Origin of the sequence: Bacillus alkalicellulosilyticus, from assembly GCF_002019795.1 — a bacterium.
In the GTDB taxonomy this organism is placed as follows: Bacteria; Bacillota; Bacilli; order Bacillales; family Bacillaceae_F; genus Bacillus_AO; species Bacillus_AO alkalicellulosilyticum.
The window spans coordinates 4,513,430-4,526,005 of the sequence record NZ_KV917381.1 but is presented as its reverse complement, the minus strand read 5'-3'; the positions used below and the strand labels follow the sequence as shown (position 1 = coordinate 4,526,005).

General features: G+C 37.7%; 12 protein-coding genes and 1 tRNA gene. All 13 read right to left on the bottom strand.

All coding sequences use genetic code 11. The features are described from left to right. Positions 1-564: 564 nt before the first annotated feature. A tRNA-Met gene (locus tag BK585_RS22590) sits at positions 565-641 on the bottom strand. A gap of 155 nt (positions 642-796) precedes the next feature. Next, the gene (locus BK585_RS22585) at positions 797-1,249 is read right to left on the bottom strand and encodes a S1 domain-containing RNA-binding protein (protein WP_078556502.1); all 453 of its coding nucleotides are present in this window, start codon (positions 1,247-1,249) and stop codon (positions 797-799) included. A gap of 74 nt (positions 1,250-1,323) precedes the next feature. Continuing rightward, positions 1,324-1,698: an FtsB family cell division protein gene (locus tag BK585_RS22580; RefSeq protein WP_078556501.1), complete on the bottom strand. Its 375-nt coding sequence runs from the start codon at positions 1,696-1,698 to the stop codon at positions 1,324-1,326. Then, positions 1,698-2,294 carry a spore cortex biosynthesis protein YabQ gene (yabQ, locus tag BK585_RS22575; RefSeq protein WP_078556499.1) on the bottom strand — a complete coding sequence of 199 codons (597 nt, stop codon included), beginning with the start codon at positions 2,292-2,294 and terminating at the stop codon, positions 1,698-1,700. The genes BK585_RS22580 and yabQ overlap by 1 nt, the downstream gene beginning before the upstream one ends. Then, entirely contained in the window at positions 2,291-2,599 is a 309-nt protein-coding gene (gene yabP / locus BK585_RS22570; RefSeq protein ID WP_078556497.1) for a sporulation protein YabP, read from the bottom strand. The genes yabQ and yabP overlap by 4 nt, the downstream gene beginning before the upstream one ends. Positions 2,600-2,664: 65 nt before the next feature. After that, the gene (locus BK585_RS22565; protein WP_078556495.1) at positions 2,665-2,943 is read right to left on the bottom strand and encodes an RNA-binding S4 domain-containing protein; all 279 of its coding nucleotides are present in this window, start codon (positions 2,941-2,943) and stop codon (positions 2,665-2,667) included. Between the two features lie 10 nt (positions 2,944-2,953). Further along, complete coding sequence (gene yabN / locus BK585_RS22560) at positions 2,954-4,417, bottom strand: bifunctional methyltransferase/pyrophosphohydrolase YabN (protein ID WP_078556493.1); 1,464 nt, start codon at positions 4,415-4,417, stop codon at positions 2,954-2,956. After that, positions 4,410-6,020 (bottom strand): putative polysaccharide biosynthesis protein, encoded by a 1,611-nt coding sequence (locus BK585_RS22555; RefSeq protein WP_170885685.1) that lies wholly within the window; start codon positions 6,018-6,020, stop codon positions 4,410-4,412. Before BK585_RS22555 ends, yabN begins: the two co-directional genes overlap by 8 nt. Positions 6,021-6,416: 396 nt before the next feature. Then, entirely contained in the window at positions 6,417-6,956 is a 540-nt protein-coding gene (gene spoVT, locus BK585_RS22550; RefSeq protein ID WP_078556489.1) for a stage V sporulation protein T, read from the bottom strand. 193 nt (positions 6,957-7,149) lie between these two features. After that, complete coding sequence (mfd, locus tag BK585_RS22545; RefSeq protein ID WP_078556487.1) at positions 7,150-10,695, bottom strand: transcription-repair coupling factor; 3,546 nt, start codon at positions 10,693-10,695, stop codon at positions 7,150-7,152. A gap of 144 nt (positions 10,696-10,839) precedes the next feature. Beyond that, a complete protein-coding gene (locus tag BK585_RS22540; RefSeq protein WP_078556485.1) occupies positions 10,840-11,070 on the bottom strand; it encodes an anti-sigma-F factor Fin in 231 nt (76 codons plus the stop codon). Between the two features lie 82 nt (positions 11,071-11,152). Next, positions 11,153-11,710: an aminoacyl-tRNA hydrolase gene (gene pth, locus BK585_RS22535; protein WP_078556483.1), complete on the bottom strand. Its 558-nt coding sequence runs from the start codon at positions 11,708-11,710 to the stop codon at positions 11,153-11,155. Between the two features lie 227 nt (positions 11,711-11,937). Continuing rightward, complete coding sequence (locus BK585_RS22530; RefSeq protein ID WP_078556481.1) at positions 11,938-12,576, bottom strand: 50S ribosomal protein L25/general stress protein Ctc; 639 nt, start codon at positions 12,574-12,576, stop codon at positions 11,938-11,940.

Sequence of the window (12,576 nt, the reverse complement as noted above, 5' to 3'; positions counted from 1 at the left end):
AAAAAGTGTTCGACTTGTTTCGTCGCAAACATCTCTAGACTCCCATCCTTGAACATAAATCTGTATAAAATGAAGCAAAAGAACGAACATTACCCAAAAGTTTGTAGGAATTTTTGTTTTATCTAAGAAAAGACCGCTTGCAGTCTTTTCTTAGAAGCGATGTGCGAAGCCACTGCCTTGTTTTAAGTGCTTTACAAGTGTCTTTCTTGTGAAACACGCGCAGTGTGCGAAGCACTTGCTCTCCTGAGTTATCCTGCAGGGCTTCTCTTTCATTGATACACCCCAAAGCTTTTTGTTCGCCAACCTTTACATTTTCTAACGGACACAGAAGACCTTATTTCACGTTTTTTTTAGTTTTTATTGTTGTAGCGGACACCAGGTGCCTTATTTTTGAAAAATTTAGCAAAACTAACGTCTTTATGCATAAATAAGGGGTCCTATGTCCGATACGCTTACAAAATCCCATTTTTAAAGGAAATAAAGGAACGTATGTCCGTTAAGATTAAGACGAACAACCCATACAAAAAACCTACACCATAGAAGATGTAGGTTTAGATTATGTATTGGTAGCGGCGGAGGGGATCGAACCCCCGACCTCACGGGTATGAACCGTACGCTCTAGCCAGCTGAGCTACACCGCCAAGACTTTGTCGATTAATGCGACATTTAATAATATACAATATAAACTATCCAGTGTCAACTAACTCTAACATGAAAACTTCTAGCACAAAATGAAAGACAAGCGCAACACACGCCTGTCTTCTTAAATTATTATAAAAAAAGTGAGCCAGCAAGTCTAGCCACGACGCGCTCCACGACCACCTCGTTTAGATTCTGTATTACGTTTAATAGTCGATAACCGTTCTTCACTATCTTTTAAGAATCGATTCATCTTATCCTCAAATGATAACTGTGGTGGACGTTGGTTTCGTTGCGGTCCTTTTGAACCTCCGCCAAACTGACCTTTCGGACGCGGTGGACGTGGGGGTCTTGTATTGCTTGTTTCTGCAGGGCGATCTTGAGCTTTTCGAATGGATAAACCAATCTTGCCATCATTCTCTACGTTAACAACTTTAACGGTTACCTCATCACCAACTTTGAGAAACTCGTTAATATCTTTTACGTAATTATCCGCGACTTCACTAATATGGACAAGACCAGTTGTACCACCTGGCAGCTCCACAAATGCCCCAAAATGGGTAATACCTGTTACTTTCCCTTGCAACTTGCTGCCTACTTCGATTGACATGAAAAAATTGCTCCTCCTTAAAAAAATAAATATATTTAATTTTAATTTATTATACCTGATGGAAAAAAAGAGTGTCAATCAGATGAAGCATTTGGCAATTTAAATAGGGTTTCGCCCTCTTTCGAAAGAAAATAATCTCGACGAGCCACTTCAGCAATATATTCTAAATCATTATAATTTATCACTTCTTGCTCTAAAAAGCTTTGCTCATCCTCTAGTTCCTTAAGTTTCGCTTGTAGTTCTTGTTTCTGCTCTTCTTTTTCTTCAAGAGCTTTAACTTGGGTGTGAATTGCCATAGTAATCATTGTACCCACTACAGCACCAATTAAAAAAAGAGCGGTCAACCGACGAATGAGGCCTTTTTGTTTGCGAATTTTTTCATCAGACACTTGTTCATATTGTCTAATATAAGAAGAATCTAGCTCTCTTACTTTCCTTTTCCGCTCCATTACTCATCCTCCTTGTTTCCCTTCCTAATTCGCTGAATAAACGAACGGACAACTTGAATTGTTTTTGTATTCATAACAGTATCTACTAGCCTATCAAGTCTCGTTAGTTTATACAACCCCATCCCTAGCCAAGATAGTGGCTTAAGGATTAGATTAAGCAAAAATAGGACTACCGTTATCAATGCAGTTATTATCATCATACATAAGCTGTACAACAGTTTCAATAACCATTTTAACGGATTGTATAAAAGTGTAAAGAAAAGGGAGCGAAAAATTCGAAATAACGAAATAAAAAATTGAATACATTTCTCTAAAAAACGTTTATAGTAACTTTCTAAAAGAGCACGGTAACCAGCATAGCCACAAACCAGTGCTAGAAAAACATAAAAACGAAGCTCTCCTTGGTTTACTTTTAGCAGAATGTAAAACACGAATAGACCTTGAATGATCCAAAAAAGGACATCGTTACAAGCTGTAAGCCAGTGGAAAGCTCGTCTTTGTTTTGTGAAACGGCTATATGTATCTATAGCCGCTCCTAACCAAATTCCCATAGCTATCATGGACAGCATCGTATTTAATTGTATAGTTAAGGTCACTTGAACAACTTCCCAAAGAAGCCTTTGGATTTGTCCCCTTGAGCTTGGTCAAGATATACTAAATCATATATTCTACCTTCAATAGAAACTAACCCTTGCTCAACATTTAAATTTTTCATGTGTAGGTTTTGGCCACGGATTGATAGAAAACCCATTTCAGTTTCAAGTAAGAATTCTTCATTATCAAAGCTTTCCACTTGCTTAACTCCTGTAATATCAAGCTTTCTTCTACCCCTTAGCTTTATATCATGCTCTTTTGTTGTTCGTCCTTGGCCCATTGGTGTCCCAAACTCGTAATTATCCATATATACTCCCCCTTGAAGGCTTTTACCTCAATTCTATGATGGGGAGATCGAGAATAGAACAAGCCTTAAAAAAGTTCGTCCACTGGATCCTTAATTGCCTCTTCTTTTACGACTGTATACATCTGAGACGCTTCTTCTTTCTTCGATGTTGCCTTTAACTCATTGACAACTACCGTTATTAATTTATGACCGAAGCGAATGACTAGTTCATCTCCCGTCTTCACCTCTGTTCCTGCTTTTGCTACATTTCCGTTTACTGTAATTCGACCTTGATCTGCAATTTCTTTAGCAACCGTTCTTCGTTTAATAATACGAGATACCTTTAAAAATTTATCTAATCTCACCGACTACACCTCATTTATATTTTTTCTTCGTTTCTTCCCATATTTCGTCAAGTTCTTCTAAGGTGACGTCTGAAAACGATAGATTTCTACGTTGTAATTCATTTTCAATTAGCTGAAAACGTTTTGTAAATTTTACGTTTGTCGCTTGTAATGCCTCCTCAGGGTGAATACCATAATGACGCCCCAAGTTAACGACAACAAATAAAAGGTCACCAAACTCTTTACCCATCTTTTCTGTATTTCCCACTTTAATTTCTGCAAAAAACTCAGCAATTTCTTCTTGGAGCTTCATCCAAATCGGTGCAGGTTCATTCCAATCAAACCCTACTTTAGCTGTTGCTTTTTGTAGCTCATATGCCTTTAGAAGAGAAGGCATCCCTTTTGGAATCGAATTAATAATGGATTCGTCGTTTGTTTTACCCTGTTTTTCGGCTTTCTTAATGTCATCCCAATTCTTTACCACTTCATCAGAATTGGAAACGTCCACTTCTGCAAATACATGTGGATGACGACGAATCATTTTTTCTGTTAACGTGCGAATGATGTCGTCTACAGAAAACCAACCTTCGTCCTCCCCAATTTGAGCATGAAGCATCACTTGAAGAAGAACATCTCCTAACTCTTCTACGAGGTTATCATCATCCTCTTCATCAATTGCCTCTAAGACTTCGTACGCTTCTTCAATTAAATAGCGCTTCAATGAAGCATGAGTTTGTTCTTTGTCCCAAGGACAACCATTCGGTCCTCGTAGCGTTCGGATGACGTCACGTAACATTGAAAAATCTTGGTATAACAACGAGTTATCTTTAACTGGTGGTACATAAACTGCCGTTAAGTTACTTAATGGTACATTTCGGTCAAGTTCAAATAATTTAACGCGTTGTAGGTGTTGTTCCGGCAATCCTACTGCCGTAGCCACAACGACTTCATAATCATCTGGCAAGAGTTCCATTAGTGTTAGTTTCACTTCAGAGGCAATGAACGAGTCATATACCTGACAAATGACAATGTGTTGTCTAACTTGCAACGTTTCTTTCACTAAGCTTGTCCCGTCTACGACTTGACAACCCTCTATCGGATCAATTTGAACCGCTGTGAACATAGGATCTAAAAAGCTTTGACCACCTATAAACTCTAAAGAAAATGACTGTTCTTTCGCGGCTTGAACTAACAGTTGTACCGTTTGCTCCGCAACAAAAGGATGACCTGGTACTGCATATGTAATGTTTCTTTGCTTCGCCTGCTTTACTAACTCTTCAACAATAGACTCATACACCGTTTCAAACTGAACGTTTTTTTCATACAAGTCATCAAACGAAGTAAACTCGACTCCTTCTGTGACAAGCTCTTCTAGAACTGGATGATCTTTGGTTCTTACAAACAAAGCTGCCGATTGTTTGATTTCTCTGTATACTCCTAGCGGCATTTGGTCTAAATTTCCTGCTCCTAACCCAATGACAGTAACTTTATTCATTTGAAATTCTCCTTTTTTGAATGACCTTTGCTATCTTTACTAGCGTAGAAGAAGACGCTAACTCCTCTTCAGAAAATACCTGCCATCGCAACAACAAGAAACCTAAGCAAATAGCTCCGACCATAGAACTTGTCAAGGCTATCACCCCATCGTATAATCTTACATTTAGTTCATATGGGATTGGGATAAGCTCCATCCCTTCTTTCCAAAAGGTTGTGACTAATACCATGAAAGAAACGGCACCAATAATACCGTATATTTTTCTTTTCTCGGTAAAAACAGCCCCGCGGCTGACCAGTATTAATCGACTATTTAAAAATGCGATAAGTGCTAAGCCGAGAACCGTACTTACGGCTGCACCCATTGTATCTAAAAATGGAATAAGTATAATATTTAAGATAATTTTACATAGCAAACCAACGCCTATATGTACTGCTGACTGTTGTATTTTCCCGTATCCTTGTAGAACAGCAGCTGTAATAATAACTACAGAGCTAAAGACAATGCTTAACGATAATATCGCAAGAACTTCGGACCCAGCATCGTTTGTAAAAAGCATTCGATTTGTCGGTTTTATGATGATAAATAAACCAATTGAAGCGGCTAATCCGATGATTACGGTTAGTCGTAACGTTAACTCAGCTTGTATTTGGGCCGCTTTTTCCATCCCTCGGGCCATTGCTGAGGCAATAGCAGGAACAAGTGATAAAGCAATTGATGTAGCAATAATTGTACCAAATTGAATTAAAGGCTGTCCTCGGTCAAAAATACCTTTTGCTTCCTTCGCCGTTTCAATGTAAACTCCACTGCCTTGTAACAAACGCAGAATCGTTAAAGAATCAACTAATTGAAATGATAAAAGTATTAACGCAGACAAGCTAAATAATACGCCGTCGGCGATGACTGTTCTGGCTATTTTCCAGTTGCTTTTAGAAAACGAAATCGAAAAGAAACTTCGAATTGAATGCTTTCGTATGAAGAATAAAAATAAAAATAAAATACTTACAAAGCTTGCAAGAACAGAGACAATCATGGCACCGGTTCCAGCCGCATAAGCACCAAACCCATTAGTGACGAAATAATATGCCAACAACAGAATTAATACAACTCTTATCGCTTGTTCAATCACATGAGACAAAGCGGTTGGCAACATATTTCCTTCTCCCTGAAATACACCCCGTAATACCGATAAAAAAGGTACAAACAAAAACGATAAAGCTGCAATTTGTAGTGGTACTACTAGCTTTGAATCCCCCATAATAGTCGCTAATAAACCTGCCGAAAGAAAAAATAGCCCCCCTGTTACCACAAATACTATAAAAAGGATTTGAAAGGACAAACCCATAATATGATTTCTATTTGATAATTGCCTTTCTTCAGACATTAATCTCGAAATGATGACTGGAAATCCATACATTGACAGTGTAAAAGCTATACCATAAAAAGGGTACACCTGTTGATACACATAAAACCCTACATCACCTGCAATATTTTGGTATGGAACTCTATAGATGGCACTCATAACTTTAGCTATAAGTGCAGCAATCGAGAGCAATAGTGCTCCCTGCCAAAATTTGCGGATATGTTCACTCTCTGCACTCACATACCCTTCCCCTTCCATCCTTGCTAACTTCCGCCATTATACCATATCAAAAGCTACAACGTCCCATGGATAGGGCAATAGCAAAGGCGCCTTGTATTACACTCGATGAAAAAAAGGGAATGAGACGTAACTAGCATCTGCAATAGTATACTCTCTACAAAGCAAGTTGTGAGAAAAACCACTCACTTCAGCAAGTTGTGAGAAAAACCACTCACTTCAGCAAGTTGTGAGAAAAACCACTCACTTCAGCAAGTTGTGAGAAAAACCACTCACTTCAGCAAGTTGTGAGAAAAACCACTCACAACTTGCTTTAAAAGATAGTGGCGGTTCTCTCATTACATAAAGGGTGTGACAAAAGGTAAAAAACACCTTTTGTCACACCCTCTTGTTAACATCTTACTGTTCCATTTGTCTTGCTAGGAATCCTGCAGCTGTTTCTGCAAGCTTTTGTTCAACTTCTCCGGAGAATTTCTCATCCTTATTGACCATGACAACAGCACCTATAGGATCTCCGTTTGCAATGATTGGGGAAATAACCATTCCCTTCACATCTTCTTTGTGGTCGCCTACAATATTAAACTCTCCGCCTCCTGCTTCTACACGAGACTTTCGTTCATCCATTGTAGATTCAACCAACTCACCAATTGCTTTGTTGTGATACTCTTTCTTAGAACCACCAGATACAGCAATGTATGTATCTCGGTCAGCAATCAGAACCGTGTGATTCAAACTATCGTAAAGGGCTTCTGCATATTCCTTTGCAAAATCACCCAGTTCAGAAATTGGTGAATATTTCTTTAAAATAACTTCACCATCTCTGTCGACAAAGATTTCTAATGGATCTCCTTCGCGTATACGTAGAGTACGGCGAATCTCCTTTGGGATAACTACACGACCTAAGTCATCAATACGACGAACAATTCCAGTTGCTTTCATACCTCGATGCCTCACTTTCTAATGATGTAGTAGCGTTGGAAAATGGTAATTTGAACAACTATCTTCAATTTGTTTCCGTCTTGTCTATATTATCTATAGTTAGGAAAGAACTATTCACCAAAATTGAAATTCCGTATTGTTCCAATTGACCTATATCCACCAAATACAACGATTAGAGGTAGTGAGGTTCCTGTTATTTCCCTACTTGAACAGGATGATTAGTAACCTTTTTAGCAGTGTGTAACTGATTTATTATTTTTTCACAAGTCGTTAGCAGCTGTTTGTCATCGACGTTTTTAGTCTTAATATTTATTTTTATTTTTTTGCCTGCTGTACCGAGTGATACGTTTTTTCCAATTTGGTCAATGATTAAAAATAATTTTGCTCCATCTATATTTTCACTTTCTTCTTCTGAAATCAAAAGAGAGCATTGGTCTTTAGTTTGAGTTATTTCTTCAATTTTTTCTTTTATCGCTAAGAGTTTAATTTTTGCAATATGAATTAAATAGTCAACTTCTTTCGGATAATCACCAAACCGATCCACTAACTCCTCTTGAAGCTCAGAAATATCTTCCACCGACTCGATGGCTTTAAAACGTTTGTACATTTCAATTTTTTGTTTTGAATCTTGAATGTACTTTTCCGGAATATAGGCATCTATTTGATAAGCAATTTCAACAGTGAACTTTTCCTCTTTTGGCGTTTCACCCTTTCTTTCATCAATCGCTTCTTTGAGCATTTGTGAGTATAAGTCAAAGCCAACGGATTCAATAAATCCATGTTGTTGAGCCCCAAGTAAATTACCCGCTCCCCGAATCGAAAGATCACGCATTGCAATTTTAAAACCTGAACCAAGCTCGGTAAATTCTTTTATGGCTTGTAATCGTTTTTCAGCTACTTCTGTTAATACTTTATCTTTTTGATAAGTAAAATAAGCATAAGCTACTCGATTTGACCTTCCTACACGCCCTCGAATCTGATACAACTGGGATAACCCCATTCGATCGGCATCGCAAATAATTAGCGTATTTACATTTGGAATATCAACACCTGTTTCAATAATCGTTGTTGTAACCAATACATCACTGTTCCCCTCAAGGAAATCAAGCATAATGGATTCAAGCTCACGTTCATTCATCTGTCCATGAGCAAAACTTACTCGCGAATCAGGGATAAGGCTATTAATCTGTTCAGCCATTTGGCTAATCGTTTCAACACGATTATAAAGGACATACACTTGCCCACCTCTAGTTAATTCACGCTCAATCGCTTCCTTCACTAGACTAGCATTATACTCTACAACATACGTTTGAACTGGGAAACGATTTTCTGGTGGTGTTTCAATAACCGATAAATCGCGCACCCCTAACATTGACATGTGTAATGTTCTCGGAATCGGCGTCGCCGTTAGTGTAAGTACATCGATATTTGCTTTCATTTGTTTTATTTTTTCTTTATGTGTCACACCAAATCGTTGTTCTTCATCGACAATCAGAAGACCTAAATCTTTAAATTGTACATCTTTAGATAACAGACGGTGTGTACCTACGACAATATCAACTGTCCCATTTTTAATGCCCTTCATTGTCTCGGTTTGTTCTTTTTTCGTTTTAAACCTACTCAAAACACCGATACCTATGGCGTGTTCAGCAAAGCGTTCACGGATGGTTTCATAATGCTGTTGGGCCAGGATGGTAGTAGGCACAAGGATGGCGACTTGTTTTCCATCCATAATTGCTTTAAATGCTGCACGGATGGCTACCTCTGTTTTTCCATACCCTACATCGCCACATAGGAGTCTGTCCATCGGTCTTTCCATTTCCATGTCTTTTTTAATTTCAGATATGGCTCTAATTTGATCTTCAGTTTCTTGGTAGGGAAATGAAGCCTCAAATTCAATTTGTTCTGGCACATCCTTGGAATATGCATACCCTTTACTTGCTTCTCGCTCAGCATAAAGTTTAATTAAATCGTCTGCAATATCCTCGACTGAAGAACGAACTTTTCGTTTAACTTTCTTCCAATCATTACCGCCGAGTGCATAGATTTTAGGATCTTTATCCTCTGAACCTACAAATTTTTGTACCTGGTCAATTTGTTCTACTGGAACATAAAGTTTATCATTTCCGGCGTATCGTAAGTGTAAATAGTCTTTATGAACTCCATTAATTTCTAACGTTTCAATTCCTAAATATTTTCCTACTCCATGGTTGGCATGTACGACCAAGTCACCCACTTGAAGTTCAGAGTAGCTTTTAATGCGTTCCGCATTAGAAATCTTCTGTTTCCTTTGCGTCCTCTTTACCTTTTTTGTGAATACTTCCTCTTCTGTAATGACTACTAACTTTTGATGAGGCAGTTCAAAACCACTATTTAAATCTCCTATCATGATTTGCGTCGCTTCTGGCAAGGTTCTACCTACTCCATCAAGTAACTCTGCATTAATCTTGTAATCTTCTAAAACATGTCGAAGTCTTTTAGCTCTTTCTTTATTAGCAGCTAAAAAGACGACTTTATACTTTGATTTCTCCCATCTCTCACTTTCACTTTTCAATAAATGTAGTTGACCATGGAAGTTTTGCATCGATTTACAGTTCATACTTACAATGTTTAATGGATTTGTTCCTGGTACATGCCGTAAAAATAATGACATATAGATGATTGGGTAGTTGGATTGATGTATGATTTCTGAGAATTCTTTTGATATATGAATATCTCTTACCATTTCTCCCTGTTCAATTAGAGTCGTTAACCACTCGCCCTCTTCTTTATCGAGACTTTGAGCCATTTCCTGAACTCTACTGATTTCATCTATGACCATGACAAAATGGTCACTTAAATAATCGGTTATACTAGTTAACCGGTCATAATAAAGTGACATATATTTATACATTCCTTGAAAGGTTGCATTACCTTTAAGTTGTTGGACTTCATATGAGATATGTTGGGTCATTTTTTCTTTAACTGTTTTATTTTTTATCTTTTGCAGGCTTGTAGCCAGCTGTTCTTCTAATCTTTTTGCTCCGTGCTGAAAATCCTCGTTATATAATATAACTTCACTTGCAGGACCAATAGATACTTCTGATATTTTATCGTGGGAGCGCTGATCTTCTACACTAAAATATCGTATGGAGTCAATTTCTGTATCAAATAATTCAATACGTAGTGGAAGTTCCTCCGTTAGCGGGTAAACATCAATAATGCCTCCCCTAATGCTAAACTCTCCTGGAGCTGAAACCATATCAACTCTCACATATCCTATAGAAACTAAATGTTTTAATAGTCTGTCAATTTCAATCTCACTGCCGACAGAGAATTTAATCTGACTTTTTTGCCAAAGTTCTTTAGGTGGCAATAGTCTTCGAAGCCCTGCCATAGGAACAATAATAATTCCTTTGAAATCACCTGTTAGTTTATTTAGAACCTCTATCCTTTGAGCTTTCATTTCAGGACTGGCAATCGCTATTTCTGCTGAGATGAGCTCATTTACTGGATATAGGTAGACTTCGTCATTTTCTAGTAATGAGGTAAGATCTTCATATAGTTTTTGTGCTTGAAATAAATTATGAGTTACGAGTATTTGCGGTTTTTTCGTATCTCGATAGAGCGCTGCCATAAATAAGGTTCTAGCAGACCCTGTTAACCCAGCAATCAATTGTTCCTTTAAGTTTGCTTCTACACTATTGGAAACCGCTTTAAACTCATCGTTCTCTAATAAGTAGTGCTGTAAACCCAACATCGATGTTCCCCCTACAATCATATGTAAAAACCGAATAATCCACTTTGTCTCCTATGGATATATTGTTTTCCCTCTCATCTAAGAACAGAAAAATGCTTTGGTACTTCTACCAAAGCTCGAATTCTGCTAAGAAACACGTTTTTTTCATTGAATGAATGTTTCTTGTTCATGAAATAACGGGTTTCGGTCAAGAGCTTCTTGACAATCTTCACAAATCACCTTTACATGAATATCACCGTTGCCTTCATACGAGATCATTTCTTGTCTTTCTGTTGATGATAACCCATCAAAACCTAACTGAGTTGTTGAAACCTGATGTTGATCTATGCTTCCTACATTATGATTACAATGTCTGCAACGATAATATATAGTCATTATAATGTTCCCCCTTGGAAAAAATGCAAGTTTTTATTCGTTAGTTTAACCTGAACGGGGGAGATTATTCATGACTTTCCTATTAATTATACTTATTCATTACTTGAATAAAATCTTCTGAAATCCAAGATTCACAAGCTTTTGCAGCTTGTTCGATTGCCATATGTATATCTTCTTTTTCATCAGGTCGAAACGTTCCTAACACATAATTGGCTACATTTTCACCCTGTTGTGGTCTGTCGATTCCGATACGTATCCTTTTAAAATCCGTTGTTCCGACATGTGCAATGAGCGATTTAATCCCATTGTGACCTCCATGTCCACCTTTTTGTCTTAATCTTATTTTCCCAACAGGTAAATCGAGGTCATCATAGGCTACAAGGAGTTCTGAATCATCAATTTTATAAAAATCCATAAGCGGACGAATACATTCTCCAGAAAGATTCATATATGTAAGAGGCTTTACTAAAAAGACTTTTTCTCCGTTTATCGTTGTAAAACCGTATTGGCCTTTCCATTTCGATTCTGATAATGTTATCCCTAACAGTCTAGCACAATAATCAATGACTTCGAAACCAACATTGTGCCTAGTTTGGTCGTATTTTGTTCCAGGGTTTCCTAAACCAACAATTAGCTTCATTTTATCCTCCTACTCAAAAAACAATTTAGTCTTACTGTTTACTATACCACGAATAACAAGAAGACGGAGCATTCCCTTTATTAGAAACACTGCGTTTTGTGCTACCCTCTTTTAAAGTCAAGTAGGGTATATGGTTAGCGTGAAAATCCAATGCTCTTCTTTTTTGACCCTATCCATTTTTTCTGTTTAAAAAAGGCATAGCCGTTTCAGGCTACACCTCATCTAGTTTATTCTTGTTCTGTTGTATTATCTGTTTGTGCCTCTTCAGCAGCTTCAGCTTCTTCTGCATCTTCTTGACCTTGGCCTGGTTCTTTTTCTGCAGCTGCATGTAATACAGTTACAATCGTTTCATCTGGCTCATTAAGGATCGCCACAGAATAATTATTAATAATTTCACCAATTGATATTGAATCGCCAACGTTGAGGCCAGAAATATCAACTTCAATTGATTCTGGAATGTCTGCTGGTAAGCAGCGGACAGAAACTTGATGTAATAAATGAGAGACGATACCGCCTTCATTCACTCCAGGAGCTTCACCTACAAGAGATACACGCACATCGGCATCAATTTCTGATTTCATATCTACTTCGAAGAAATCAATATGAACAAGGTCTCCTCTTAAAGGATCTGATTGTATTTCCGTCACAATAACCTGATGGCTATTATCATTTACACCTAAGGAAATAATTCCATTTCTACCTATTTCCTTAATTGTTTTAATGAATTCGATGCCGTTTACAGCCACAGGTTGACTTGCTGTTTTCTTGCCATAAACTACAGCAGGAACTTGTCCATTCAAACGATATTTGCGAGTTGCTGAATTCTTTAAGTCTTTTCTAGCTTCTGCTTTTAGTACTGTACTCAT